This is a genomic window from Crocosphaera sp. (assembly GCF_030064895.1).
Classification (GTDB): Bacteria; Cyanobacteriota; Cyanobacteriia; order Cyanobacteriales; family Microcystaceae; genus Crocosphaera.
In genome coordinates, this window is sequence record NZ_JASJEB010000032.1 from 1 (window position 1) to 26,424 (window position 26,424).

Sequence of the window (26,424 nt, forward strand, 5' to 3'; positions counted from 1 at the left end):
TAATTAGCATAGTTGTAGAGATTTTTAGATAAGAAACATAGTCGGTCAATTTCAGCATAAAACCGATGATTTTTTTTAATAATATGTCTCTCAACTAATCTCATGAATAATCCGTAAAAATGTTGTTTAATTACCAAGCACACAAGTGATTGATTAATTTAGGAGAAAGAGGGAGTCCCCTGGATTTCCGAGTGGGTTTCATTGTACCATTAAAGGTACCAGCAGAGTCATTAATTTTTGTCAAGGAGGCTGTAGTTAAGTACACAATAACTGAACATATTTATCCTTATTTGACTATATATGACTATATTTCTGTTGAATGTTTATGATACCTTGTAGGGGTCAGCGGCCAATGAAGAAATACTATCAACTTAGATTTATTTTCACTACTTAAATTACACTACCAACTTTTGCAGTGGATTTATTAGTTGCCATTCACCTTAACTTTCTATAATTGAGAAATAAATGGCAACATTGGAAACTTTAGACATTATGACAATTATGACATTTTTGCCAGAGCAGCGACTTTTGCTTTTGTCGAAGGGGTTAAACCATTTAATTCATCCAGGGTTAACCATTTTTCTTTGACTAATTGAGCCAATACAAAAACGGATGTAGGCTCCTGAAAGTCATACTTACCTTCAATATTGTAGCGTTGACTATTTAAATAGTCACTTAAAGCCCAAATATCATTAATATCAGTGATGCAACTGGCTTGTTGGTTAATTTCAGCTACCAGTGCTTCTGTTTCTCTGGTATAAGCTTTTCTCAATGCTTCTTGAGCAATTTTTTGTTCTGTGTTTGATGATTGTTGAGTGTTGGTTGTCATATCGGAATTTTAAAGCTATTAGAATACGCCCTAACCAGTAGAGCGTATCTATCGTATCAATTGTGATTTTACTATCTCTAAGAATATAGCTAATTAACGAGCTAAGTTCAATAGCTCTTTAGGAGATGCAAGTAAATCAATAGCCACAAAGAAAATTTTATTTTCGGGATTGAGTAAAAATCGCCAAGCGATATTCATACCAACACCACCACCAAACCAAGGTGTTTCACATTTACCTGTGACTTTAATTTGAGTGAAACCATCATCAGCCGGTTCGCTTACACCTTGTTCGGGAATTAGTTTGAGATTTTGGCATTCTTCACGGAAGAAACGTAGCACCTTTTCCTTACCCACAATAGGTCTACGGAAAGGAGGTTGCAAGGCTCCATCCTCGGCGAATAATTCAACTAAAGCATCGAAGTCATTCGCATTCAAATTATTCATGTAGTTAAGGATAGTTGAATTATCAACCCCTTCAATCTTCACTTGAGTCCGTTCTGATATTTCTTTGGGGGGAACAACAGGTTCAGTAATTTTTTGGAAACTGCCCATTTTATCGGAATCATAACCCATATCCACCACACAATTGCGGAGAACGGTAATTTGTTGACCAGATTCTAGGCCAGTAATGGTCAACAGGATAGCACTCGCATTGGCTGAGAGTTTATAACCTTCGGGGATAGGAGCAATTTTTCCTTCTTCCATTAATCTTCCCAGTTCATACCAAAAACCAAGTTTGATATTGGGACTCCAAGTTGCATAAGTCCGACTAATGGGTGTATCAGCACGGTTAGCCAAGTCACACATGGCTTGACTTTGCTCTAAAGGAGTCATGCTGACCATATCTTTAATGGTGCCTTGAGCAAACTGCATATTGGCTGCACCAGGAGCGGCAACAGTAATATTTTTACCCATCTCTAGGTAAGCAAACCAAATCAATGCCAGTTGGTCTTCAGCACTAAGTTGCTCAAATCTAGCTATAGTTGCAGGAACAGCATCAGCAGCCAAGGTATTCGGAAAAATGTTGCGAGCCGAATCTAGAGTAAAAGGCATATTTATCCTTCCGTTTGTGAGGGTTTTTTGCAGACTAAAGTTTAGTTCAGTCTGTTATATTTTGCTAATCTATCATGAATATCACGCTTTATTATTTTTTATCCCCCCCTGGGGGAAGTAGTCAGGAGTCAAAATTAATATTAATATTAATAGTGTAATTCCCTTGAAGAAGTAGAATAGTAATGTGGAAAATTTCTTGAACTAAAAGAGCTTTAAAAGATGTTAAAAAGCAAAGTATATCAATTATAGAATTTCCCACAGTCATGAGGTACACCTAATATCTAACTCCTAACTCCTAACTCCTAAAACTAGAAAACTGTGTACCTCACAAGTATGGGAACTGCTATATTTATGTATTACTCATTATGTAAAAGTTCGCTAAATTTATCTAGATTTTAACGAGGAAGAACATCATCTAACCGAAGTGATAAAGTAGATATTAAAGGGGAAAATATATCTTCTCCTAAGCGATAAAGTTTCTGCTCATACTCATCTCCATTAAGTTTACAAACGGTGAAAGTAGGTTGTTTAGGTTTACCAATAAAAGCAGTACCTCCTAAACCACGATAATCAACAATCCAATATTCAGGTATACTAAGAAGTGCATATTCTTCAACTTTCCTTGCATAATCATCCTGCCAGTTCGTGCTAATCACTTCAAAAACTAATTTGCTCGTTTTACTATTAGTAATAATTGGTTCTCGCTGCCAAAGAGGTTCATTTTTTAATTCATTTTCATCAAGTACAATCACATCAGGACGCAAGGCCGTCGCTTCAGCAGCAGGAGGTTTAATTAAGCAGTTTTGGGGAATAAACCAAGTTAAATTAGAACGAAAAATCTCCGCCCAGATTTTACCAGCGATCTTGCCTGCTACTGCTTCATGTGGGCCTGTTGGTTCCATATCTCGTAACTGTCCATCAATTAATTCATAACGGGAATCATCTCCGTATCTGGCAATAAATTCATCAAAAGTAAAAGTTTTAATAAGAGAGTAAGTCATCGCTTAGTAATTGGTTTAAAGTGTAGGGACATTGCTTAGGTAAACTGATTTCGTATTCAGTTTCTACAATTTTAGAAGCTACTTTATATATCTTCTCAAATTCCTTTTCTAGTTTCGGTTCCATACTGGGAGCAAACTTACGCAGCATCCCATCTCTAAAAGCAATTATTTCAGCTTTCCACTTATTACGACATTCTGGCAAGGAAACGTAATCAATCTTTAACCGATGTTCAATCTGTCTCATTAATAAACTAACAACAGCATTGTATTCACTACGTCCCAAAGCTTCAATTTCCTCAATAATATTGTCCCAGTCCACACTATTAAAATTACGCTCTTTTAAAGCTTGAACTTGTTCAATTGTCCATTGATAGTAATCAGTTTCATACAATCTTAAGCTAGTTATTTGATTCATCTGTTAAACTCGTATTTTAGTTCTTGGAATCTGACGATCTTCTAGGGACTTCATAAGTCATAAAATCACGGGCTAAAATAGTGTTAGGAAAAATCGCCCTTGCTTCGTTCAATAAATCGTCCAACTGGAGGGCATTTCCAGGGGCATAACGGGGGCTAAAATGGGTCATGATTAATTTTTTAACCTGTGCTGCTAAAGCCACCTGTGCAGCCATTGTTGAGGTAGAATGGAGACGTTCAAAAGCCAGTTGAGCATCTTGGTGGGCAAAAGTTGCCTCATGGATCAAGACATCAGCATCTTCCGATAATGCGATCGCCCCTTCACAGAATACCGTATCCGTGCAGTAAATGACCTTACGACCGGTTTCTGTCTCACCGCATAAGTCTTGTCCCCGAATACGACGGCCATCCTCTAAAGTAATGGTTTTCCCTTGTTTCAGTTCCCCATAAACTGGGCCTGGAGGAATACCTAATTTTTTGGCTTTTTCCACATTAAAACGCCCCGGACGGTCTTTTTCTGCAATACGATAACCGTGGGCTGGAATACGATGTTTTAACAGGCCGCAACTAACAGTAAATTCTTTATCTTCGTAGAGGATACCGGAATGGATAGGATGGAAGCGAATATGATGAGGTAGCTTAAAATGGGAGTATTTGGCGCAAGCGTGCAAATAATCTTTTAATTCTGGGGGTCCATAAATTTCAATAGGTTGGCCGCTTCCTGCTAACCCACAACTGGCCAATAACCCAGTCAACCCATAAACGTGATCACCGTGCATATGGGTCACGAAAATGCGAGTAATTTGCGATATTTTAACATCACTGCGTAATAATTGGTGTTGGGTTCCTTCTCCGCAGTCAAATAACCAAACTTCCCCCCGTTGAGGCAGCCTTAAGGCTACACTGGACACATTACGGGATCTTGTTGGCACTCCGGAGCTGGTTCCTAAAAAGGTAATCTCCACAATTAATCTATCATATTGAATATTCGCTCATCCTAATAATAACAAAACCTGCAAACGCAAAAATAATACCCCAACTTCTGTAAGTTGAGGTATTTTACCTAATTAGGAAAAAGAAATACTGCACTCAGATAATCCTTGAAAGCTGGGTTAATATTTTTCAGTAGATGAATTTTTCTATTTGCTTGTGAAAAGTCTTTGTATTCGATACTTTCAGCTTTCAAACCTATCTGCTGGCCAATTTTTTCGAGTTCATCTGCTGTATATTCTCTAAAATGCCCAGGGTTTGTGTTATCTTTTCTTATTTTTTCATAAGGATTTTTTCCATTAAACATGGAAAGTCGCTTATCTATAGACACTGCATTAGGAGTACCTATTATAAGAAATCCTCCAGGAACTAAAAACGTTTTAATGAAAGACAAAACTAGCTCAGGGGATGTATATAAATGTTCTATTACTTCCCCCATGACTATGATATCGTGAGGTTCTGGGACTAGCCACTTTTGAGGATCTTGAGTGTTGTTTAAATCAAATTCAAAATGATTGTCAATTATACTCGAAGGGGCTAAAGGATTTGTCCATCCAAGAGTGTTTAAAATAATACTATCGCCAAAATATTGACGTAAGGAAGAAGTCAGAAAATGGGGACCTATATCTAATACTTTTAACTTGGTATTTGTCTGAGATGATAAAACCTTAGCAAATTTGGCGGTGAGATTAACAAAATAGGCAATGCGTGTCGAATGATATTCTAAATAGACTTTTTCCTCCTTATTAAGCTCAAAATCTTTGAAAAATGTACAAATATCAGAATCATTTAAGATTCTTTCTTGGAACTTTGGCTCTAACATTTCCCCTCTCTTGTTTATCAAGTAACTTAATTTCAGAATAAGTATTTTAAAATTAAGTTTAATTTGTTGTCATATTCTAACATTGTTGTTTTACAGTCAATCAAAGAACCACTTACACCGACCACTAAACTCAGTCCCAGTGTAGAATTATCTGAACTATGAAAAGGACTATCTTCTCTCAAATATCCCCTATTTTTCCCTAAACTAGCTAGAGAATAGATATCAAAAACTCCTAATTATGGCAACCCATAAGTTTCGAGTGCTTGCCCACTTCCTCCTAACCCACAACTGGCCAATAGACTACTCAACCAACAATCAGAGAAATACACAAAAGGAGAAAATAAGTTAAAATTTGGTTATTAAACATAATGGTTGATTGTAACCGAGTCATTAAGTTAACTTATCTCTTAGTTTTCCTGATTTTTTTATCTAATGAACAATCAAAAATTAGAACATTTAGAATCTAGCTTTGAAAAACTGTGTCAAATTCTTCTTGATCAGCTACACTCTGAAGAATATTTAACCATTGAATTAAATGGAGAACAAACACAATTTATCCGCTTTAATGGGGCAAAAGTACGACAAACAGGTATCGTTAAAGATGGAAGCATTAAACTAACTTTAATAGCTAATCAAAAAACCGCTTTTTCTACATTTCCCTTTACAGGAGATCAGTCAACCGATAGTCAAATAGCTGTAGAAAATTTAAACTATTTACGTCAAGAATTACCCCAATTACCAGAAGACCCTCATCTGGTTTTACCTGAAAATAATGGAACTAGCAAAGAAGTTTACCCAGGCAATTTATTATCTAGTGACAAAGCAGTAAACGAAATTCTTTCCCCCATTTCTGAATTAGATATGACGGGACTTTATACATCAGGTTCTATCATTCGTGGTAATGCTAATTCTCTGGGTCAATTTCATTGGTTCGCTACAGAAAATTTTATTGTTGATTACTCTTTAATTACCCCATCAGAAAAAGCAGTAAAAGGAATATTCTCGGGACAAAATTGGGAGCATAATAAATATTTAGAGCAAATAAAAACAGATAAAGATCAATTTTTAGCTTTAGAAAAACCAGCAAAAACTCTTAAAAAAGGAGGATATCGTACCTATTTTGCACCTGCTGCCGTTGCTGATTTAATTAGTATTTTATCTTGGGGAGGTATTAGTGAATCTTCCTTGAGACGGGGCGATAGTTCTTTATTAAAAATGCAACAAGGAACAAACTTATCACCTCAATTTTTTTTACAAGAAAACTTTAGTAAAGGAACCGTTCCTAGGTTCAATGAATTAGGAGAAATTGCTGCTGAGATTTTACCTATTATTAGCGAAGGAAAATTAATTAATACATTAATTAGTTCTCGTACCGCATCAGAATATAATTTAACTCCTAATGCTGCTAATAATTTTGAAACATTGAGATCGCCTGAATTATTACCAGGAAATTTAGCTCAAGAAGATATTTTATCTACTTTAAATACAGGGTTATATGTGTCCAATTTACACTATTTAAACTGGAGCGATCGCACAGGAGGACGTATTACAGGAATGACTCGTTATGCTTGTTTTTGGGTGGAAAATGGCGAAATTGTTGCCCCAATTGAAAACTTAAGATTTGATGAAAGTTTATATAATTTTTGGGGAGAAAATTTAGTCGCTTTAACTAATTTTCGTGAGTTTATTCCCAGAACAGGAACCTATGGACAAAGAAGTTTAGGAGGTATTTTAACACCAGGAATAATTGTGAATGATTTTCAATTTACTTTATAGAATAATCTATTTATTTGATGGGGATTAATGGTTATTGATTCCCATATTTAATAAAAATTATAGTCATCTTGGCCAAACTCTTATAGCAATGTCAGCTAAGCGGTTTCCCCTTTCTTTAATCTCATCAAAATTCCAGTCATTAATATCACGAAAATATCGATTAAGGTACAAGTTGCTATCTATTAAATATTCTTGTTTATCAGAATAGGGTTTATTAGATAATTCTGAATTATAAGCAGTTAGTGTTAAATTTCCCAATGTATGAAGCCAACTCTTATAATTTCTTGCATTTGTTCCACCTAATGTTTGTTTCCATTTATTACTAAGAGTTTGAGGCATAATATGTTCAACGCTTAACTCGGAAATATCAACAGTTTCTCTACCTTGACTCTTTTCTAATTTTTCTATAATAAACTTGGTTCGTTCGGCTGTTTTTTGGCTATAAATACTATGTATGACAATCCCTTTCCTAAACTCTGCATCTGTTGGCCATCTTTTCTGATTTTCAAAGCAATTGAGAATTTTATATAATCTTTGAACAATATTACCGGTATTTTCTTTTTGTATATCTTTATATAAATTATTAAAAATTCCACCCAATACTCTTGTAGATACTCCTGAAAATAAACGACGAACAAAATAGGATTCTAGATAAATTAATATCTTTTCAAAGTCATCTTTTGAAATTTCACTATTTTGATAATTATGATATACATTTAATAGGAAAATATGTGATGTGGTGAAATCTAATTTCTTTAAGCCAATAAAATATTTTTTTAGCATAGAATCAGATTCTTCTGTTTCAGGAAAATTCAAACATTCATAATACTGAGAAAATTTCACTAATGATTGTAATTCTTCTTGTAATCCATCGGAAGAATTATCAATTTTTTTCTTAAGTGATTGATAAATATTATTTTTAGAAACAGATCTACCATCTTTTCTTAAATAGAACCAAAAAGCGTTAGTTAATTCACCAGAATATTTCTCACCTGCTTGTTCTTTAAATCTATTTTCAAGAGGTAACCATAAGCGATTATATTGTTTTTCTCTACTTTCGCGAGGTAGCTTCATAAATATATAGTTACGAACTAGATCAGCTTGGGTTAACTCTTCTCCTTTATTATTCAAGCTTTCAAAAATCAAATAAGGGTTATCATCTTCACCAGATGTAATATTAACAATAACTAATTTCTCAAGAATAATATTTTTAATCTTTTCACAAAAATCTGCCTTTTCTTTATTGATCTTTTTTGTAAAATATTGATATGATTCTGTTATTTTACCGTTGGCTTCATCGGGATTAATTTCTAAATCAATAATGGCTTTATAAGAGTTGCGATCTGCTTGGGTAGGTAAAACTTTAAAATAATCATCATTATCTTGAAACTTATTAATTAAAAAGTATTCATGCAATTGTTCTGAAAATCTTGGATTTTCTTCTCTTAATTTATCTCTTAAACTTGCCAGTAAAATACTCAAAGTGGTTAAGCGCTGTTGACCATCAATAATAAGAAATAATGAAATTCCATCAGCAGTGGAAGATATTGATTGTGTAACAATTGGACCTAAAAAATAACTACCGTCAACATCTCCATCATAAATACTCATTAAATCATACCAAAGGGTATCCCAGTTATTTTTTTTCCAAGAATAAGGTCGTTGAAAAAGAGGAACTTGAAACTGTTTTGTACCTTCCAAGAGATTACGAATACTGGTTTCAGAAGCTTTCATTTTTTTATTATTAATTTAACTTGTATTCAGGTTGCCAACAATTACAGACAAATAACAATATTAATTTTATTGCATTCGATCAATAGTTCGATACTGTATCGCCTCAGCAACATGATAACTTTTAACTGTATCATCATCAGCGAGATCGGCAATAGTTCGAGACACCTTTAACACCCTATCCATGGCCCTTGCAGATAAACCCAACTTACGTATCGCCCCTTCTAATAAATTACGACTGGAATCATCCAAAGCACAAAAACGCCGTAAATGAGAGCTTTGCATCTGTGCATTACAAGACACCGACTTATCTTCCTTAAACCGATCTTGGGCGCGATCGCGGGCTAATTTCACCCTCTCTCTAATAGTATCCGATCCCTCCCCTGTGCCTTGTTGCGTCATTTCTTCGGGTTTGAGACGGTTAACAGCTACCTGTAAATCAATTCTATCCATCAAAGGCCCCGACAGTTTAGCCCAATATTGTTCTCGTTGACGGGGGGAACAAGTACAGCGTTGGATGGGATCGCCGAAATACCCACAGGGACAAGGGTTCGTGCTTGCAACTAAAGTAAACTTAGCAGGGAATGTCACGGACTGACGAGTACGACTAATAGAAACGGAACCATCCTCCAACGGTTGACGGAGAAACTCCAAAACATTGCGCTTAAACTCGGTTAATTCGTCTAAAAATAGGATACCGTGATGAGATAAAGAAATTTCTCCAGGTTTCGGATAACTACCACCCCCCACTAAACTCGGACCCGATGCAGAATGATGGGGACTACGAAAAGGACGATCTTGTATCAAAGATCCCCTATTTTTCAGTAAACCAGCCACAGAATGGATCTGAGACACTTCTAAAGCCTCAGAGAAGGATAAAGGCGGTAAAATGCCTGGTAAACGCTTGGCTAACATGGTTTTTCCACTGCCAGGAGGCCCCACCAAAATTAAGTTATGTCCCCCAGATGCAGCTATTTCTAGGGCGCGTCTGGCGTGGGTTTGGCCTTTAACATCTTTAAGATCCAGAGGAAAAATAGGGGTTGACTCGTCCTTTTTCGAGGGTTGATAGGTGACGGGTTGATAGTTTTGGGGTTGACAGAGGAAGTCAGCAACATCTGAGAGGTGTTTGAAACCATAAACCGCTAAACCTTTGACTACGGAAGCTTCTTGGGCGTTATCTATTGGCACAACTAACCCTTTGATTCCTAACTGTTGCGCTTTAGCAGCGATGGGTAAAACGCCAGCTACGGGGCGCAAACTGCCATCCAAGGAGAGTTCCCCTAAAAACAAATAATCCCCCAATAAATTGGCATCTACTTGTTCTGAGGCGGTTAATACACCCACACTTATAGGTAAGTCAAAGGAAGGGCCTTCTTTGCGTAAGTCAGCCGGGGCTAAATTAATAATTATTTTTCGCACGGGAAAGGCAAACCCTGAATTTTTAATGGCTGCTTTCACTCTTTCCCTAGATTCTTGTACAGCAGTATCTGGTAGTCCCACAATTGTTATAGCAGGAAGTCCCCCCGCAACATCTACTTCCACCCCAACTTTTACCGCATCAATACCCACTAATGAAGCACACCAAACCCTAGCTAACATATTTCTTCCTATGACTCAATTGTTTGATTTATTTAGTATTCCCAGAAATTGAGAAAAAATTAACGATCGCGGATTAATTCAATTTACAATAACTTTATTAAAGATTAGAGGTGTTATTTCTGCCGATACGATCCCGACAAGCAAAATATGTTAGGATACAAAAAAATAAAGCTTAATAGGAGTATTTAAGTGGATATTGTTAATATTAATCAAGCTAAGGATGACATTGACAAATTAGTTAATCAAACTAACTATAATCATCAACCAATTCTTTTATCTGGAACAAAAGGAAATGCTGTTTTAGTATCCGAAGAAGATTGGAATTCGATTCAAGAAACCCTTTATTTACATTCTATTCCTGGGATGGTTGAGTCTATTATCGAAGGGGGAAATACACCTATTGAAGATTGTATAAATGAAGATTCAATTAGAGATATTTTAAATGAATAGTTGGCAATTAGTATTTACTAAACAATCTGAAAAAGATACAAGAAAGCTGGTGAGTGCAGGGTTAGGAAAACAAACAGCTAAGTTATTAGATATCTTGAAAGAAAATCCCTATCAATCTTATCCAAGCTATGAAAAACTCACTGGTGATTTAGCTGGTTATTATTCAAGACGGATTAATATTAAACATCGTTTAGTTTATCAGATTTTCCCAGAGGAAAAGATAGTTAAGATAATAAGGATGTGGACTCATTATGAATGAGGTTTTTGACTATAATAAGTCAAGCTCATGAAATTCATCAAAATAGTTGGTTTTAGGATGGTTACTACAATTATCACAACAGTAACCGCACTCAGAACATATTAAGCGACCACAATTTTTACAAGTTTTATGTTTTCCAATAACAAGGGGTGTAAATCCACACTTACCTTGATATTTACCTTGATCATTTCTTATTATTCCTCCACAATAAGCTAATAATGTGGTGAGTTTATCTCTTTCAGAACGTTGACCTTGTAATAATCCTCGACCACTCAATTTAAAAATCTTAAATTCACGCAATTTCATTGTACCTGTATTTCTGTTATTCCAAATACTTGTTAGTGAGTCACACAACTCATGAATTAGATTCAGGGGATCATAGATTTTAAGGGAATAGTTTCCCAATATTTGTTCATATTCTTGAGGATTATAAACTTCATTATTATCAGATAATTTTGTCAAAAAATGTGTGAGTATTGCTAAAAATAAATACGGTAATGTAATGAGCTGAACTGGTAAAGAAATCAAATAATTTATAAAATCGCATTTCCATTTAGATAATTTTTCTAAATAGTCTTGAGTAACTTGTCTTTTAGCAGCAATAAACAAAGGTAAAATTTGAAAAAGATTCTTATCTAGAATAGAAAGATGTTCCCAAGTAGGTATTTTTGAATCTTCTAATTTATTAAATTTATTAATAATAGCAATTTGATTCGCATAAAACTTTTCATCATAATCAAATAACCAAGGAGGTAAATAACGATTCGAGTCAGCATCACGAAGCATATCAATCCTCATAAAACTATTGCTAAAAGTTTTTAATAACTCCTCTATTTGTTGTTTAGTACAAGTTCCTAAAAATTTGGGATTATTAGGGGTCTTATAATGAGAAGGAAAATTCTCAGGTTTATCCATATAATATTTTTGGAGGTAAGGGGAAAGAACAGCAGCAATCTTAACATCATTGCCACGATTCTTTTTAAGTTGACGAACACAAAATTCAGAATAAACATTAGAATTTCTATCTGTTCTTGCATTTTTGACATCTAACAATACATTGGAATTTATTCTAATATCTCCTAATATCCAGTCATTACTATTACGTATAACTTGATGAACTGAAATATCTTCTACTTGATATCCTAACTTTCGATAAAAATCTATAACCAACTTTTCTGCACCTCTTGCAGACATCATTTTAGCCATTTCAAAGTCTTTATTAGAGGATTTTGAACACCATATGTTTATCATTTTCTTCTCATTTTCATCAAAATTATACAAAGTTTTCCAATCTTTATTAATAAATTTTGCCCCAAAGTAACTAGATGTCTCGAAATCATCTACAAGTTCAAAAAACTCATTAAACATTTCTTTGATTATTTGCTGTTGAAATGCAAGAGGTGCAATATCCCACAAATAATTTTTATATTTTAAGTTACTTTTTAGATACTTGATGTTATTCCAATAAATTTCTCTTTCTTCTAAGGTTGATTGTTTAATATTTTTAATTAATTCTTTCCATAATTCTTGTCTAGTCGATTTCTCCACTAAAGGCAAATATTTATTGATAAAATCACAATAACTTTTAAGATCATATTTTTTCAATACTAATTGTCTTAGTTCAGATGATAATGTTAATAAATGCTCAGAGTTGTTTTTGAGTTCAAACACTAATATATCTTGTTCCCAAGATTCAAGCTTAATCCATTCTAATAAAATATTTGATATGATCTGTTGATTATTATCATTATTTGATGAAGTCTTTTCAAATATTTTTTTATATTTATCACTAACTAATTCTTTTTTATACTTTGAAGGAGCAAAATTCCAAAGCCTGTTTTTATAGTGTAAACATTTCCGTAAATAAATGATCTTATCCCAATAAAAACTTTTTTCAGATTCACTAGCATTAGTTATGTTATTTAATAGTTCATCAAGTAGTATTTCTTGATTTTTTTCATCAACTGACTCAATATAATTATTCATTAGTTCAATATATTGATCTCTATCTAAATATTTTCTTAATTCATAAGATCGAATAAACAAATTTTGACAGTCTGGGAAAACTTTATTTATTAATAATAATTTGTTGTCTTCATTTAAAGTATCAAGCTTTTTGCTAATAAATGATATCGCTTCTGACAATTCTAAAGTCTGTATATACTGTAAAATGAATTTTACACAAATAGTAAAATTATTACTATCAACACATTTTTGAATCATCTCTGGAGTTGCATTAATATCAACTCTTTGGGCTAAAATAGCTTCATTCTTTTTATACTTGAAATTATATCTAATTCCAAAAAATACAATTGTATTAGCAGCATAAAACTGATTATCAGAGTTAATTCTAACATCAGAATTTCCTTCACATTTAATATACCCTCTTCCATCATTGAACCATTCAATAATACCAACTAAAGTCAGTAACTTTATATTAATTGCATGATTACTTTCATCAAGATCGAATTCAATATAAATTCCCTCACCTTTATTCCTATCTTCTTCAAATAATGTTTGTAGATTTTCTGGTACATGTTTACGTCTTACACGAATATCATCTGAATTTTCATTTTCAATCAATTCAATAAAACCAAAATTGTTTTTCTTTTCAGTTTTTTTATTGAAACCACCAAACCATTTAATTTTACCAGTTACCATAACTGTCTGTCCATACTTTTTTATTGTTATTATATGATAGATTACCCAAAAATATAATAAAAGTAACATTACCTGGATAGATATTTTTCCATGAATACAATTTAATTATCCTTGAGAGGTAAATGAGTAGTCATTATTTCAATTTTATCTGATCTTAAAATCTCTTGTTTCCTATATCTGCAATTTTTTGTACAATTTTTATTAAATAAGTTTCTCTGTTATTCTTAAGAACCATTTGTAAACTCAGATAAATACTCAAAATTAAAAAGATGGCTAAACCAACTAAAGAAAATTGATTAATAAAAACACCACCTCCCACAAATATTCCTGCAAAAATAACTGTTAAACTCCAAGAAAAAACCCAAGCTACAACCCCTGAAATAATAAAGGAAACTGTCCAAATTATAGTTAATAGAATCACACCTAAAACGCTTCCCATTAATGAAAAAGCAACCCCCAATAATCCTATTAATGTAATAGTAATACTTACAGTTACCATCAGAATTCCTGATATGGAAAATATTAAAGAGATTGCATAAGTAACCGCCCCTATTATTGTTAATATTCCTCCAATTCCTAAAATAACTAAAAAAGAAACTACAGCGAATTTAATAGCATTTATCAACCCTTTCCATAAAACAATTATTACCCAAATCATCAAAAATACAATAGCTAACCAACCTGCTAGTTGGTTTTCAGCATATAATTCAAAGATTAATGAACAAATATAAGCACCAAATGCAAAACTAAAACCCGAAAAAGCAGAAAAAATCCAACATAAAATAATCAAAAAAATAGTGTACTTAGGTTGTTTATAAATTTGACTTAATTTACTAATTGTACCTTCTAAACCTACGATGTTTGAATATAAATTATTATCTTTTTTAGGGGATGACATTGTATTAGTTTTAGAATTTGTAACTTATTTTGAGTATTTTCTTGATGATTTTCGACCCAATAAATTAGTTACAATACTGCGAAATACACTACGAATTCTTAAGCCTATTTTCTGCACAAAATTCTTTAAAACTTGAAGACGATGACGCATAGTAGGTAAACGGAATATATATGCTAACCGTCGCATCATTCCCCCTAATTGTCCACTAATATTAATACCATAACTAGAGATAATAGCGGTTCTTCTTCCTAACGTTAACATATCCCCTAAATGAAGATATTTAAAAGCTTTCAAGGGTTTACCTTGAATAATAGCAGCGATGTTTTTAGCAGCACAACTTGCCTGTTGATAAGCAACTTGTGCAGTTCCGGGAAGGGATTTATTTTTGTTGCTTATTTGTGCAAGATCACCTAATGCAAATACTTCAGGATATTCTATTAACTGTAACCTACGATTAACTAATAATTTTCCTGAGTTACTTTGTTGACAATTTAGAGAATTAATTAATGGTTTTGACTGAGTTCCAGCAACCCAAATAACCATGTCTACAGAAACATTAATTTTTTGTTCACCGTGATTTAAAATTACATAATTTTCTTTAATTTCTTCAACATTTGTATTCAAATATAACTGAACACGACGGGAACCCAAAGCACGGTAAGACGCATTACGAACTCCTTTAGAAAACCCTTTTAAGATTTGATTTCCCCTATCTATTAAAAGCACTTCTGCTTGTTTTTCTAAACGATCAGCTAACTTACAAGATAATTCTACTCCATTGGGTCCACCACCAATAATAGCTACTCTTAAATGTTGTCTATCTAAAGATTCTAAATAGTTTATATTAGCCTGTAATTTTTCCAAATCTCGTAAAGTTCTAAAGGTTAAAGCATGATGTTTTAACCCTGGAATATCTGCCCAATAATTTTGAGTTCCTAACCCTAGAACCAGATAATTATAACTTAAACTATCATTATTTTCTAAGGCAATACTACGATTTTCTAAGTCAATTTTTTTAACAATTTGTTGACAAAATTTAATAGGAGTTCCTAGCAGTAATTTTTGATAAGTTGGGGCAATCTCCCAACGTTGTAATTCTCCCGTAATTAACTCATATAATAGGGGAGTAAATAAAAAGTTATCATTTTTTTCAACTAGGGTAATTTTCCATTTCCCTGATTTTACTTGAGGATGAGAACAGAGATATAAAGCAGTATATAAACCACTAAAACCTCCTCCTAACACACAGATATTAATCGAATTTTTAGTATTCATTAGAATTCAAAATAAATAAACTCAGATGGTGTATTGGCAGCTAATAAAATGGTTAACGCTAATAAAATAGGAGATAACCAACGGGATAACAATAAATCATATTCAAACTTTCCTTGCCAAACCGCTAAATGCTCCATTAAAAGCACAAACAGAGATAAAGCAAGAATTAATACTAAGGCTGATGTTTCATTAATACTATATGATCCAAACACACCTTGCAAATTTTCCCAAGAATAAGCACTAGGGGTTACTATGGTTATTAATTTAGTTAACAGTCGTCGACTATTGGTTTCCATAAAGAAAAGACACCCCAATGTAACAGAAGCAAAGGTTAAAAACCAAGATACAATTTGAGGACGAGGAAGATAGTTACCCATCAACCCATAAAAAGGACGACCTAAATATCTTAATACTAATAATAATGCACCATGATATGCACCCCAGATAATAAAATTCCAAGCTGCCCCATGCCAAAAACCGGATAAAGTAAAGGTCAAAAATAGATAAAAAGCTGCCCATTTCTTATTAGATCCCATTAAAGGTAAAAATACATAATCTCTAAACCAGGTACTTAAAGTAATGTGCCAACGTCGCCAAAATTCATTGATACTTTGGGAAGTATAAGGGGCTAAAAAATTGACCGTTAATTTAACTCCTAAAAAGCTGGCAATACCCACAGCAACGAAACTATAACCAGCAAAATCAAAATAAATTCTCAGGGTAAATAATAGCGCAAAAAACCAAACTGTCCAAGCATTATCAGCAACTCTTAAATCAATATAAGGAGCCATATTATCCGCTAAGACAAACTTCATAAATAACCCCAAAGAAATCCATTTTAAACCAGTTTCAAAGTTTTCTATCCTAAACTTAAATCTAAACGCTTCAATTTGGGGAAATAAATCCTTTCTTCTTTCAATAGGTCCGGCAACAATTTGGGGGAAAAAAGCAATAAAATTAAGGTAATCTAGAAAAGCAACTGGTTTCTTCTTTCTAGCGTTAAGAGAATCAACCACAAATCCAACCATTTGAAAGGTATAAAAAGAAACACCTGGAGGGATAGTATTTCTAACAGGAATGGGTGATAATTGTTGCCAGTTGTCCGGAATATTAATAAATAAACCGATCACATCTTCAACAAAGAAAGTTAAATATTTAAAATAGGCTAGAATAGAAACATTAATAATAATAACAATAGTAGCGATCGCTTTAGCTTTCCAACCCTGCGATCTTAACATCCATTGGACCATCAAATAGTTAAAAATCAGTTCCCCTAGAAAGATAAAGAAGCTAGAACGACTAGCATGGAAAAATAATAAAAAAGATAAAGCTAATAAACCGATACTATCAAAAACACCACGCCATAAATTAGCTGATTGAGCGATATACCGAACAGTAAAAAAGGGAATGCTAAATAGAATTAAAATCCACCAAAATGAAAAATCAGAGTAATTCATAAATATAAGTTGTCAAACATCTAAATAGGTTAGTTAACCTGAGTTCGGAGTTAGGGGTTCGGAGTTCTGGAAATTTTTACTGGAATAACCAGGTAAACAGATTGCAAAACCCTTAAAATTTATCCAGATTGCAGCTTACCTCTAACTGAGGTTTAGCTAAGATAATAACAGGCAATAGAACTAGATTTTATAGCAGTCGCCAAAGCTATTAGGACATTTTTCTGTTCCCTGTTCCCTGTTCCCTGTTCCCTTAAAATATAATTTATGTGTCCTAACTAGCCTGTCTATTGCTATAATAGTAATTTTTCATACTATAACAGAAATACTAGCCCTAATTTTCTTGAAAACAAAAAAATTAGGGTCAGTAAGATTTTATCCTTAACTAACCCTATGGTGACATTTATGGTTTATTGTTTATTTGAACCGTCCAAAAAGATTACCCCATCCTTTGTTATCGCTATTAGTATCTTGAGCTTGCTTAACAGGTTGTGTTGTTTCGTTTTCTTCTGATTCGATATTGCTAACAGCATCAGCTAAATCGTAATTTTCTGCTAAATACTGGGCTGATTTTTCCACAGTGGGATTATCCCAAAATAAAGTATCTGGGAGGTCTAAATCTAACCAGTCCTCTAAATCTCCCACTAAGGTCACAGCATCAATAGAGTCAAGACCATAACGGGTAAAAGGTTCAGTAATTTTGATTTTATCAGAGTCGAGATTTAACTGCTCAGCTAACTGCTTAATCAGCCAATTTTGAACAGTTTCGACTGGTGTAGTAGCTGTTGCTTGGTCATCAAGCTTGTAGCTGGAGCTTTGAACTTGCATAAGAGGGGTCCTCGTTAATCGGTGAATTAGCTAATTGAAAAGGAACTATTGAAAAAAGTTTATCTTCTCTATACAGTTTTAGCAGTTCTTGAGCGGTATTTTCTACATACACATCAGAAATACTATAAGGTAGAGGACGCATTGTTCTTAATAGTCGGTGTAAGCTCAATACTAACCATTCTCCTTGAGCAAAAAAGTCCCCTAAAATCGTTCTATTGTATAACCACATATGTAAACAACAGGCCGCTGCATGGAGATTACAGTATTTTTTGGCAACTTCAAACAATTCTGGGGATTGGTCATGGCCGTATTCAAACTTCGAGTTAGCAATCAACTCATCGTGAGCGTTTAATTCCTCTAAGACTAAACTACCCAAAACCAGGAGCTTTTCTAACACTTCCTCATCCACATTCCCCGTTTCTTTTAATGAGTCTAGCTGTTGTAGAGCAATTTCTAACCCTTGTAGGGGGTCATCCATTCCCCGACCAAACAACTCTAATTTTTCCCCATTAAATTTAGGTAAAGGTTGTTCTAGGGAAAAAATCCCTTCTAAACGTTTTTGTAATTGAGCCATCGCCTCTGGTTTACGGCGGGCCCGTTGTTTGGTTAACTGGCGAAACTGGAGCATTAAAGCGTGTAAATTAACCACAGTGCTACCATCAAACATACTGATGATGGAATTATCCCGTAGCACTTTTTGGAAGATACCCCAGTCGTGTTCTTCGCGCATATAGAAGCGTGATCCCAGTACAGTGTAAACACTGTTAATCATGGTTTCTATTTGGGTGGTAACGAAATATTTAGTCACCGAGGCCCAGACGCTAAACTGTTCGGGGATAACATGAAACCCTCTAGCTGCACCGATGGTTTCGCAATCACAAATTAAGATATCTAAAAAAGCATCTACCAGAGTTTTACGGGGTTGGGGAATATCCATGACTTTTTTCCCATAAACCACCCGTTTAACCGCAAAATTTAACGTGGTTCTTAAAGCTGTATCGGCCGCACCCAATGAAAAAGCGGCACAGAAAGTACGAGTGACTTGGAACCCTTTTAAAGCGAATTCTAAGCCGTCTCCTTCCTCTCTTATGCGCATTGAGTCAGGAACAAAACAATCTTTAAACCCGATCCCACTCATATCCGAAGCTCGAATACCGTGGGTGAAAATTTTCGGTAAATTGTAATACTGATCTGGGTTTAACTTGCTTTTATCCACCATAAACAGGGTTAAACATTTGGGTCCCCCGTCTGGGTCAGTTTTAGCCAAAATGTAGGATATTCCTGAAATCGTAGCGCGATTAATCGGCCATTTTTCCCCATTGAGAATATAGCCTCCAGGCACCTTTTTCGCCGTCAAATCACCACCAATTAGATCACTCCCATGTTCCTTCTCAGAATAGCCTAAACACATAGCCCCATTCTCATTTTTGATGTATTGGGCTAAATGTTGTTTTTGTTCATCGTTTCCTGCCATCCAAGTAATAAAAGACCAAAATAGGGTTGTAAAAGCAATCCCTATGGTTTGATCTCGACGACATAAAACACGAACAAAAGCCAAAAATTCCTCAAAGGAAGTAAACTCCCCACCACACTCCGCCGGGACATAGTAATGTTGCAGTTTCCAATTGTAAAGCCATTCTATCTCTGAGTGAGGAAATTCCTCTGTCTCGTCGATATCAACGACTTGCTTGAAAGACATTACATTCTCAGGAGTCCAAGGATCTCCTAAGTCTTTGTCAAGTCTTTGAGCAACCCAATATTGTTTGAGTTGGTGCATGACGCGCCTCCTTAGGTAGTTTTCTGTAAGATTATTTCTCTATGGTAAATAACCTTCACAAAAATTAATCGTCATTCTAACGGGTTTATGTAAACTAAGCAAGTTTTTTGCACTCAGTGATAACTCTCTGTGGGTTTGTATGGGTTTCATCAAGGGGGTTCAAGGGAGAAAGAACCTACTCAATGATTGTTTCGAGAAGCTTTATACATCTCTTTAATTTAGATAATCTTGCTAAAAATGAGTATTAAAGACATAAATGGTTATTTAGATACTTAAATAGCCATTAAATCTATAATAATTGAATAATTTTAGAGAAAAATAAGAAAATAATTCTCAGTTCTAATTGATGATTACGCATCTTTTTAATGCAATTATGTAATAATGTTTATTGACAACTATCATTACACATCTCTAAAATGTTAAGTATTGTGTAGTTTTGTTGATTTTTGGAACAAATATAAAATGCTTAAATTCCGATTAAGTGAACTAAAACAAAGATATACTTTAGGAGAAAGATATTTTTCTAATATTAACCTTAGTGGCTTAGATTTGAGTGGATTAAACTTAGAAAATATTAATTTTTTAAATGTTAATTTAGAGAACGTAAATTTACAAGGAACTAACTTAGAAAACGCTACTCTAAAATATGTTAACCTGACTGATTCTAATTTATATCGTGCGAATTTATATCGTGCTAGGCTTAGCGATACTAATTTAACAAAATCTAACTTAAAAGAGACATATTTACGCTGTAGTTTTATAAATAATGTTAAGCTTGATTATGTATATTTAGAAAAAACTGATTTCAGTGAAGCTTATTTAAAAAATGTTTCAGTTAAAGGCAGTAAAATTAATAAAACTGATTTAACAGATAGTACCCTAATTGATGTTAATCTGAGCCAAGCTTATATTGTAGAAATGTATTACAGCAAGTTAACTAAACTGTACAACTGTTTTCAAGGAGAGGTTATTGGTGAAGATTTTTTTAAAGATACTGTCACTTCATTTATCATTTAACATTTATCATTTATCATTCGTTTGGAAGTAGGCTTGAAACCAAAATGTTCAATGTTTAATATTTAATGTTTAACTCACATCTTGCACCTTCGATAAAACTAGCTAGTTTAGAGAGGGAACAGGGAACAGGCAACAGGATTTATTTTGACTGTAACTACTTGAGAATTGATTTTATTTCTTTTGTTCTTGAGTTTTCCTGTACTGGTGCAAGATATCAGTTTAATGTTTAATATTTGGTCAAAACTTTCCAACTTTTTCCTTTAAAACCATAATTAAATAAAGATGGATGTAAAATTTCAGCTAATATCTCTGTTGAATCCACTAATCTCTGACTGGGACGATTGAAATAAGCGTTGCCATCAACAATAAAAACTTGACCATTTTTTACAGCTTTCAAGTTTTTCCAATCTGAATGGTTACTCAATATTTGTGCCTCTTTTTCCGTACGCTCTAAGTCAAAACCACAGGGCATTATTATAATCACGTCGGGATTAGCTAAGCTCAAATTTTCCCAGGTTAAATAGGGAGAATGTTCTCCTTTTCTGCTTAACAGAATTCGCCCTCCAGCAATCTCTACAAGTTCAGGTATCCAGTTTCCTCCACCCATCAATGGCTCAGTCCATTCTAAAGCTACTACTGTAGGTTTGGGGTCGATGTTATCAATTTTTGTCGTAATTTCTTTGATTCTTTGTTTTAATTTTGCTAAAACTGATTGAGGATCAATCCCAAAAGTTTTAGCCACCCTTTCAATGTCAGCGAAGACTTCTTCTAAGAGGTTTGGTTGCAATGAAATAACTTGGGGATTAGAGTTAGTTAATTGAGCGATCGCCTCAATTACAGTAGCAAAGTTCACAGCACAAACGTCACATTGATCTTGAGTAACGATATGGGTGGGTTGAAGTTTTTGGAGAGTTTGAAGCTCGATATTATAAATACTTAAAGCTTGTTGCAAAAGCATTTGAACATCTTGATCAATTTGACCACTACTACGGGTAGTATCGAGTCTGGCAGTGGTACAAATGGGTAAATCACCAACATTGGAAGGATAATCACATTCGTGAGAACGTCCCACAAGAGCATCCGTTAAACCCAAACAGTCCATGATCTCTGTGGCGGAAGGAAGTAGAGAAACAATTTTCGGGGAAACTGGAATAATCATCGATTAAAACGTAGATTTGTCTCTAATTATGCCCTTAGAAAGATTTTCTTTTGTTAATTGTAAATTGGGAAAACTTATTAGACGAGTTGTTGAATAAAATCTTCTAAAATCGGATTAACTAATTCTGGAGCTTCATCTTGAGGACAATGGCCTACACCTTCTAGGGGAATAAATTGGTCTACTGTGGGATAGTTTGCCCATTCTTGACCTATTTCAATCTTTTCCCAAGGGTCCTTATCTCCCCATAACAGAATAGTGGGACAGGTTAAACGGGGTAATAAGTCTTCGGGTAAAGGCCCTTGAGAATAACCCGTAAACGCTAAAAATACGTCTGCTGCACCCTGATCTTGGGCTGGTTTGAGTAATAACTCAACTAATTCATCTGTAACCGCCTCAGAACGATGATAGGCTTGTAAAAGAATATTTTTAACGGTGCTTGGTTTAGCAACTTGTTGAAAAAAGAAAGAACCAATAGCTTTATTAGTTAAAATTCGCTGCATAGCATTTGCCCCAACCCGACGATACCAGGGTAAACTAGCTTGTTTGCGTTCGTGCAGTAACCTTAAAGAACAATTAAGGGCAGCTACTCCTAATACCCATTTCGGATAATCCACGGCTGTTTGCATAACTACTACACAACCGATAGAATTACCCACTAAAATAGCTGGCCCCCCGACCACCTCTTGGCAAAAATCAACCACCTGTTCTCCCCATGTCTCAAATGTGTAGTCAATTTCTTGTTTTGGAGTGGGTTTAGCCGATCCACCAAACCCTATCAAGTCCAGGGCGTAACACTGGCAGGTTTTGCCTAAAACGGGGAGATTTTTACGCCAATGTCTCCAAGATGCACCAAAACCATGCACTAAAACAACAGCCGGGCCGGTATCTCCACAATGATTATAGGTGATAGGATAACCTCGCCAATGCCAGGTTTTCTCATTGTCTGGAGTAATAGAATTTTTAATAGAAGATTGCACCATCTTAGATTTTATGTTAAAAAAGTTTTTCTTATTTACTTAACTTAACATATCAGAACCTGTCATCAACAACGGGGTTCAAAAATGGCTGATACTGTATTCTGTCATTTCCCGAATCAGTAAAATTCTAGAACGGAGATAAGCGTTGATAACGCCACAGTCTTCAGAAGAAAGGTTTTGTTGGCTATTTAGCTTACTGACTATATGACTAATTAAATCTGAGTCATTTAACCCTGTTAAGGTTTTCTCAGAATTTTCTGCAATAATTGACCAAAGTTGTCGCATCATTGTTGTATTCATTACTTTTTTCCTCGTCTTATCTATTGCTTGTGTTTAAAACAAGAATATATATCCTTGTTTCCATTAGACTTCTTTAAAATCCTAAGCAATTTATAGGCTATTTGACATCCCCCATGTTGGATTTTTATAATATTGATAAGAAACTTTTTTTTTCCTTACACAAATCTCATAAATTTTCCAAGTTTTCTGAGAAATAGTTCCTGAAATTTGATACAAAAGTTTAAGATAAGGTGAAAATTTAATCCCAATTAACAAATCAAAAGTTTAATATTTTCCTAACACTATAGACAATATTCAGGATAATTACAAGCTAATTAGTCGGACATAAATAAACGGCCCTATCTTAAGAAATATTAACATTACAAGACCCTTATCTCTCATATATTTACTTTTGCTTTTTTACTTTTAATTTTTGCCTTTGCCCGAAGGGCGCGGTAACTAACGTTTTTTTCGCAATAACTTACTTAACTTATTAACTAAATTTTCTAACCAATGAATAGCTGAATCCAACCATTCTAAAATCCTAACTAGAGGATGTTTAATATAACCAGTAGTTTTTGCTTCGGTTTCAATACAATTGGATGATATTCTTTCTATTTTCTCCTTAGAAGTTAATTTAATAGACTTTTGATGTTTTTGTGATTTTGCAAGAGATTTATCTAGATGTGTTCCTTTTTTTGCAGTATTTACTTTTCTTTTTCTATTTTGTTTAAAATATTTTTTCACTTGATTGTAAGAGGTGTGAGACTGGGCTAAAACAGGGGAAGATTGAAAAGAAGAAGGAATATTTACAGCAGCAACTTGTTGCTCTAAAATATCCCCAGATAACCAAGGATCATCGATTGTTTCATTGATAAAACCAAGAGAAGATACCGTTGATAATTTTAATTGTTCCTGATGTACATCAGATGTTAATTGCTTGTGGGGTATGACTTGATTAAAAAAGTAGTCAATAGCAGCATAAATAAGAAATTCTATCCGAAAGGGATCTTCATTCTCAATATTTAAAGCTTCATTACTCTTGTATTGAATATGTTCTCTTAAATGCTGTAATTTTTCACTAAGAGAAGTAGACAATTGTAAGGAATTTATACTATTTTCTTGCCAAGACAACTGAGAATTAGTTGATGAAGAAGTAGTCGTAGTCGTAGTCCTATTTGAGTCAACTACAGGAACTAAAGTTGATTCTCTAAACAAGTCTAGATTCATCGCTAAAGTTCCTGTTTGCATCCAACCCATAACTTGCCAAAACCAGCGAATCGGAGGCAAAATGTTATTGTCTTTGGTAGAAAATTTATGTATTAAACCTAGATTATACTTTTGATTTTGTTGTTTAAAATCGTACCAGTAATTAGCTACTTCTAAACGAATATATTTTTTTAAATGCCTTTGTTGTTCCTCAGAAAAAATGTCAATAATTGTTTTATCTTCAGCTACTAAAACTAGGTTATTATTGTTTATATTACTGGCAATTCCTTGAACCATAATAGGACTTTTATTTTTCAACCCCGTCTTCTTATTGCGTCGTCTTGTCTGTTTACTTTTGCTTTCAGTTAAACAGCGTTCCGTTTCTTGCAAAACTCTTCTTAAAGGTTGATCAACTTTAGCAAAAGAAACAACAGTCTTCTTGTTACGAGAAGGTAACGCTTTTTGAATAAAATTACGGTTTAATTGTTTAGGGATAACTCGTCCTGCCTGTACCATTAAATATATAGGGTAAATGAGGATTTGTACGCTCCATTCCACCCCTATCCTAAGATACTGCGCGCTACGCATCAAGCGATCGCGCCATTGCGAAGATTGACGGTTGACCAAGTTAAATAGTTTGCTTTTGTAGCGTTGATGGTTAGAAGAGTCCATTATTGAAGTTTGCCTTGGTTTAATTTTAAAACCTGTTGTGTAAATTGTTCTACAAGTTCTAATTGATGGTTTACCATAATAATGGCCGTTTTAGCTTCTCTCGTCATAGTCTTTAACACTTCGAGCAGTTGTAAGGCTTTGTCACGATCTAAAGCAGAGGTGGGTTCATCCAATAATAAGAGTTTCGGTTGCATCATTAAACCCCTGACAATAGTGATCAGTTGTCGTTGTCCTAGAGATAGTTGTAGCTCATTGCGTTCTAACCAATCATCAGGAATGGGTAACTGCGATCGCCAGTATTCTAGTCTTTGCTTAATTTCCGTTGGGGATAATTTTTGTAATTTTAAGGGATATGTTAAGGTTTCTTGAACCGTCATTCCTAATAGTTTGGGTTCCTGGGGAACTAAAACTATTTTTTGACGCAGATGAATCACGCTTAATTGTGTTAAGGGTTGAGATTGAAATAAAATGGAGCCTGTACTGGGATCTTGTAAACGATTAATCAGACGTAATAACGTTGTTTTCCCAGATCCAGAAGGGCCAATAATGGCTAAGCGATCGCCCTCATTAATGGTAAAAGAAATTTTTTCTAGTAAGCGATGTCTACCTAAAGGGTCACTTAACCCCACATCGGATAATTGTAATAAAGTTTCTGTTGATCCTTGCATGGGAATTGATCTGATTTTAGTTCACTTTCTAAAGGGTTTTCTCAACCACAGATAACTACAATAAAAGCAGTCCCCTGGCGGCCACCAAGGGGACATCAGAAAACTAATGCTACTAGGAGTATAACTCATGAATGAGCCATCTACCGTTACTTGTACCACAGCAGACATCCTTAAGCGAATTGAGGACAAACTAGATAAAATAGACACTCGCCTTACCAGTTTAGAAGTAGGACAAGCAAAGTTAACAGAGAAAGTCGAAGGGATGGATAACCGACTAAAGGTTGTTGAAGGAACCCAAAAGAATCAGGTTTGGGCTTTGATTGTCCTTTTGGGTGGTGCCATTGTCACCGCCGAAGCTAGATTCTTTTTCAGCACCAATCCTTAAGGTTTTTTTGGGTTACTCTAGAACCAGAAAACTCCGATTTACTCTACTAAAAAAACAAAACCACCCACTATAGAACGAAAATTGTGGGCGGCTATGTTATAGATTAATCAAGTGAACTACCCCAACTAATTGCAAGCAATATAGTTGGGGCTTCCAGATTCATTGGGATGCGCTTTTTATCTCGAAAGATAACGAGTCTTACCTTCCCTCCACTGGCAGCCGCCCTGGTTCCCAAGGCAG

The 26,424-nt window shown here is 34.4% G+C and carries 24 protein-coding genes and 1 pseudogene; 5 read left to right on the forward strand and 20 right to left on the reverse strand.

Features of this window, described 5'->3' with window-relative positions; all coding sequences use genetic code 11:
• From QNJ66_RS10320 to QNJ66_RS10350, 7 genes and pseudogenes are all read right to left on the reverse strand, one after another.
• Positions 1 to 104: pseudogene (locus QNJ66_RS10320) on the reverse strand (transposase); the annotation flags it as partial.
• 395 nt (positions 105 to 499) lie between these two features.
• The gene (locus QNJ66_RS10325; RefSeq protein WP_300506085.1) at positions 500 to 829 is read right to left on the reverse strand and encodes a hypothetical protein; all 330 of its coding nucleotides are present in this window, start codon (positions 827 to 829) and stop codon (positions 500 to 502) included.
• Positions 830 to 922: 93 nt separating this feature from the next.
• Positions 923 to 1,882, reverse strand: a complete 960-nt coding sequence (locus tag QNJ66_RS10330) for an orange carotenoid-binding protein (protein WP_300506088.1) — start codon at positions 1,880 to 1,882, stop codon at positions 923 to 925.
• A gap of 395 nt (positions 1,883 to 2,277) precedes the next feature.
• The gene (locus tag QNJ66_RS10335) at positions 2,278 to 2,883 is read right to left on the reverse strand and encodes a Uma2 family endonuclease (RefSeq protein ID WP_300506090.1); all 606 of its coding nucleotides are present in this window, start codon (positions 2,881 to 2,883) and stop codon (positions 2,278 to 2,280) included.
• Complete coding sequence (locus QNJ66_RS10340; protein WP_300506093.1) at positions 2,864 to 3,298, reverse strand: DUF29 domain-containing protein; 435 nt, start codon at positions 3,296 to 3,298, stop codon at positions 2,864 to 2,866. The genes QNJ66_RS10335 and QNJ66_RS10340 overlap by 20 nt, the downstream gene beginning before the upstream one ends.
• 16 nt (positions 3,299 to 3,314) lie before the next feature.
• Positions 3,315 to 4,262, reverse strand: coding sequence for a ribonuclease Z (locus QNJ66_RS10345; protein WP_300506096.1), 948 nt, complete (start codon positions 4,260 to 4,262; stop codon positions 3,315 to 3,317).
• Between the two features lie 98 nt (positions 4,263 to 4,360).
• Positions 4,361 to 5,110 carry a methyltransferase domain-containing protein gene (locus tag QNJ66_RS10350; RefSeq protein ID WP_300506099.1) on the reverse strand — a complete coding sequence of 250 codons (750 nt, stop codon included), beginning with the start codon at positions 5,108 to 5,110 and terminating at the stop codon, positions 4,361 to 4,363.
• 432 nt (positions 5,111 to 5,542) lie between these two features.
• Between QNJ66_RS10350 and QNJ66_RS10355 the strand changes: the two genes are divergently transcribed.
• A complete protein-coding gene (locus QNJ66_RS10355; RefSeq protein WP_300506102.1) occupies positions 5,543 to 6,886 on the forward strand; it encodes a metallopeptidase TldD-related protein in 1,344 nt (447 codons plus the stop codon).
• Positions 6,887 to 6,949: 63 nt separating this feature from the next.
• Here the strand turns inward: QNJ66_RS10355 and QNJ66_RS10360 are convergent, their stop codons facing one another.
• Together QNJ66_RS10360 and QNJ66_RS10365 are read right to left on the reverse strand one after the other, a co-directional pair.
• Positions 6,950 to 8,620, reverse strand: coding sequence for a DUF262 domain-containing protein (locus tag QNJ66_RS10360; protein WP_300506104.1), 1,671 nt, complete (start codon positions 8,618 to 8,620; stop codon positions 6,950 to 6,952).
• A gap of 66 nt (positions 8,621 to 8,686) precedes the next feature.
• Complete coding sequence (locus tag QNJ66_RS10365) at positions 8,687 to 10,216, reverse strand: YifB family Mg chelatase-like AAA ATPase (protein WP_300506107.1); 1,530 nt, start codon at positions 10,214 to 10,216, stop codon at positions 8,687 to 8,689.
• A gap of 189 nt (positions 10,217 to 10,405) precedes the next feature.
• Here QNJ66_RS10365 and QNJ66_RS10370 point away from each other — a divergent pair, with 189 nt between their 5' ends.
• Positions 10,406 to 10,666: a type II toxin-antitoxin system Phd/YefM family antitoxin gene (locus tag QNJ66_RS10370; RefSeq protein WP_300506110.1), complete on the forward strand. Its 261-nt coding sequence runs from the start codon at positions 10,406 to 10,408 to the stop codon at positions 10,664 to 10,666.
• On the forward strand, positions 10,659 to 10,925 hold the full coding sequence (locus QNJ66_RS10375) for a Txe/YoeB family addiction module toxin (protein WP_300506112.1): 267 nt from the start codon (positions 10,659 to 10,661) through the stop codon (positions 10,923 to 10,925). The genes QNJ66_RS10370 and QNJ66_RS10375 overlap by 8 nt, the downstream gene beginning before the upstream one ends.
• Before the next feature lie 9 nt (positions 10,926 to 10,934).
• On the opposite strand, the gene QNJ66_RS10380 is transcribed toward QNJ66_RS10375, so the two are convergent.
• From QNJ66_RS10380 to QNJ66_RS10405, 6 genes are all read right to left on the reverse strand, one after another.
• The gene (locus QNJ66_RS10380) at positions 10,935 to 13,586 is read right to left on the reverse strand and encodes a hypothetical protein (RefSeq protein ID WP_300506115.1); all 2,652 of its coding nucleotides are present in this window, start codon (positions 13,584 to 13,586) and stop codon (positions 10,935 to 10,937) included.
• Between the two features lie 154 nt (positions 13,587 to 13,740).
• Positions 13,741 to 14,376, reverse strand: a complete 636-nt coding sequence (locus QNJ66_RS10385) for a hypothetical protein (RefSeq protein WP_300506117.1) — start codon at positions 14,374 to 14,376, stop codon at positions 13,741 to 13,743.
• A gap of 132 nt (positions 14,377 to 14,508) precedes the next feature.
• Entirely contained in the window at positions 14,509 to 15,759 is a 1,251-nt protein-coding gene (locus QNJ66_RS10390; protein ID WP_300506119.1) for an NAD(P)/FAD-dependent oxidoreductase, read from the reverse strand.
• On the reverse strand, positions 15,759 to 17,216 hold the full coding sequence (locus QNJ66_RS10395; RefSeq protein WP_300506122.1) for an MBOAT family O-acyltransferase: 1,458 nt from the start codon (positions 17,214 to 17,216) through the stop codon (positions 15,759 to 15,761). Before QNJ66_RS10395 ends, QNJ66_RS10390 begins: the two co-directional genes overlap by 1 nt.
• Positions 17,217 to 17,630: 414 nt before the next feature.
• On the reverse strand, positions 17,631 to 18,041 hold the full coding sequence (locus QNJ66_RS10400; protein WP_300506123.1) for an acyl carrier protein: 411 nt from the start codon (positions 18,039 to 18,041) through the stop codon (positions 17,631 to 17,633).
• Positions 18,010 to 19,818: an acyl-CoA dehydrogenase gene (locus QNJ66_RS10405; RefSeq protein ID WP_300506126.1), complete on the reverse strand. Its 1,809-nt coding sequence runs from the start codon at positions 19,816 to 19,818 to the stop codon at positions 18,010 to 18,012. The genes QNJ66_RS10400 and QNJ66_RS10405 overlap by 32 nt, the downstream gene beginning before the upstream one ends.
• Positions 19,819 to 20,280: 462 nt before the next feature.
• On the opposite strand from QNJ66_RS10405, the gene QNJ66_RS10410 reads away from it, so the two are divergent.
• Positions 20,281 to 20,835: a pentapeptide repeat-containing protein gene (locus QNJ66_RS10410; RefSeq protein WP_300506128.1), complete on the forward strand. Its 555-nt coding sequence runs from the start codon at positions 20,281 to 20,283 to the stop codon at positions 20,833 to 20,835.
• Between the two features lie 226 nt (positions 20,836 to 21,061).
• Here the strand turns inward: QNJ66_RS10410 and QNJ66_RS10415 are convergent, their stop codons facing one another.
• The 5 genes from QNJ66_RS10415 to QNJ66_RS10435 form a co-directional block, all read right to left on the reverse strand.
• Positions 21,062 to 21,994, reverse strand: coding sequence for a cobalamin-binding protein (locus QNJ66_RS10415; RefSeq protein ID WP_300506131.1), 933 nt, complete (start codon positions 21,992 to 21,994; stop codon positions 21,062 to 21,064).
• A 77-nt stretch (positions 21,995 to 22,071) separates the two neighbouring features.
• Positions 22,072 to 22,974, reverse strand: a complete 903-nt coding sequence (locus QNJ66_RS10420) for an alpha/beta fold hydrolase (RefSeq protein ID WP_300506134.1) — start codon at positions 22,972 to 22,974, stop codon at positions 22,072 to 22,074.
• Between the two features lie 75 nt (positions 22,975 to 23,049).
• The gene (locus QNJ66_RS10425; RefSeq protein ID WP_300506135.1) at positions 23,050 to 23,271 is read right to left on the reverse strand and encodes a hypothetical protein; all 222 of its coding nucleotides are present in this window, start codon (positions 23,269 to 23,271) and stop codon (positions 23,050 to 23,052) included.
• A 438-nt stretch (positions 23,272 to 23,709) separates the two neighbouring features.
• The gene (locus QNJ66_RS10430) at positions 23,710 to 25,131 is read right to left on the reverse strand and encodes a hypothetical protein (protein WP_300506138.1); all 1,422 of its coding nucleotides are present in this window, start codon (positions 25,129 to 25,131) and stop codon (positions 23,710 to 23,712) included.
• On the reverse strand, positions 25,131 to 25,799 hold the full coding sequence (locus QNJ66_RS10435) for an ATP-binding cassette domain-containing protein (RefSeq protein ID WP_300506141.1): 669 nt from the start codon (positions 25,797 to 25,799) through the stop codon (positions 25,131 to 25,133). The genes QNJ66_RS10430 and QNJ66_RS10435 overlap by 1 nt, the downstream gene beginning before the upstream one ends.
• Positions 25,800 to 25,926: 127 nt before the next feature.
• Between QNJ66_RS10435 and QNJ66_RS10440 the strand changes: the two genes are divergently transcribed.
• Complete coding sequence (locus tag QNJ66_RS10440; RefSeq protein WP_300506144.1) at positions 25,927 to 26,184, forward strand: hypothetical protein; 258 nt, start codon at positions 25,927 to 25,929, stop codon at positions 26,182 to 26,184.
• Positions 26,185 to 26,424: the final 240 nt, after the last annotated feature.

Excerpts from the sequence above, each read along its gene's own strand:
- QNJ66_RS10365 (WP_300506107.1), bottom strand. The coding sequence starts at position 10,216 with ATGTTAGCTAGGGTTTGGTGTGCTTCATTAGTGGGTATTGATGCGGTA.
- QNJ66_RS10415 (WP_300506131.1), bottom strand. The coding sequence starts at position 21,994 with ATGATTATTCCAGTTTCCCCGAAAATTGTTTCTCTACTTCCTTCCGCC.
- QNJ66_RS10330 (WP_300506088.1), bottom strand. The coding sequence starts at position 1,882 with ATGCCTTTTACTCTAGATTCGGCTCGCAACATTTTTCCGAATACCTTG.
- QNJ66_RS10440 (WP_300506144.1), top strand. The coding sequence starts at position 25,927 with ATGAATGAGCCATCTACCGTTACTTGTACCACAGCAGACATCCTTAAG.
- QNJ66_RS10435 (WP_300506141.1), bottom strand. The coding sequence starts at position 25,799 with ATGCAAGGATCAACAGAAACTTTATTACAATTATCCGATGTGGGGTTA.
- QNJ66_RS10360 (WP_300506104.1), bottom strand. The coding sequence starts at position 8,620 with ATGAAAGCTTCTGAAACCAGTATTCGTAATCTCTTGGAAGGTACAAAA.
- QNJ66_RS10390 (WP_300506119.1), bottom strand. The coding sequence starts at position 15,759 with ATGAATACTAAAAATTCGATTAATATCTGTGTGTTAGGAGGAGGTTTT.
- QNJ66_RS10340 (WP_300506093.1), bottom strand. The coding sequence starts at position 3,298 with ATGAATCAAATAACTAGCTTAAGATTGTATGAAACTGATTACTATCAA.
- QNJ66_RS10395 (WP_300506122.1), bottom strand. The coding sequence starts at position 17,216 with ATGAATTACTCTGATTTTTCATTTTGGTGGATTTTAATTCTATTTAGC.
- QNJ66_RS10425 (WP_300506135.1), bottom strand. The coding sequence starts at position 23,271 with ATGAATACAACAATGATGCGACAACTTTGGTCAATTATTGCAGAAAAT.
- QNJ66_RS10380 (WP_300506115.1), bottom strand. The coding sequence starts at position 13,586 with ATGGTAACTGGTAAAATTAAATGGTTTGGTGGTTTCAATAAAAAAACT.
- QNJ66_RS10420 (WP_300506134.1), bottom strand. The coding sequence starts at position 22,974 with ATGGTGCAATCTTCTATTAAAAATTCTATTACTCCAGACAATGAGAAA.
- QNJ66_RS10405 (WP_300506126.1), bottom strand. The coding sequence starts at position 19,818 with ATGCACCAACTCAAACAATATTGGGTTGCTCAAAGACTTGACAAAGAC.
- QNJ66_RS10375 (WP_300506112.1), top strand. The coding sequence starts at position 10,659 with ATGAATAGTTGGCAATTAGTATTTACTAAACAATCTGAAAAAGATACA.
- QNJ66_RS10410 (WP_300506128.1), top strand. The coding sequence starts at position 20,281 with ATGCTTAAATTCCGATTAAGTGAACTAAAACAAAGATATACTTTAGGA.
- QNJ66_RS10355 (WP_300506102.1), top strand. The coding sequence starts at position 5,543 with ATGAACAATCAAAAATTAGAACATTTAGAATCTAGCTTTGAAAAACTG.
- QNJ66_RS10350 (WP_300506099.1), bottom strand. The coding sequence starts at position 5,110 with ATGTTAGAGCCAAAGTTCCAAGAAAGAATCTTAAATGATTCTGATATT.
- QNJ66_RS10325 (WP_300506085.1), bottom strand. The coding sequence starts at position 829 with ATGACAACCAACACTCAACAATCATCAAACACAGAACAAAAAATTGCT.
- QNJ66_RS10430 (WP_300506138.1), bottom strand. The coding sequence starts at position 25,131 with ATGGACTCTTCTAACCATCAACGCTACAAAAGCAAACTATTTAACTTG.
- QNJ66_RS10400 (WP_300506123.1), bottom strand. The coding sequence starts at position 18,041 with ATGCAAGTTCAAAGCTCCAGCTACAAGCTTGATGACCAAGCAACAGCT.
- QNJ66_RS10335 (WP_300506090.1), bottom strand. The coding sequence starts at position 2,883 with ATGACTTACTCTCTTATTAAAACTTTTACTTTTGATGAATTTATTGCC.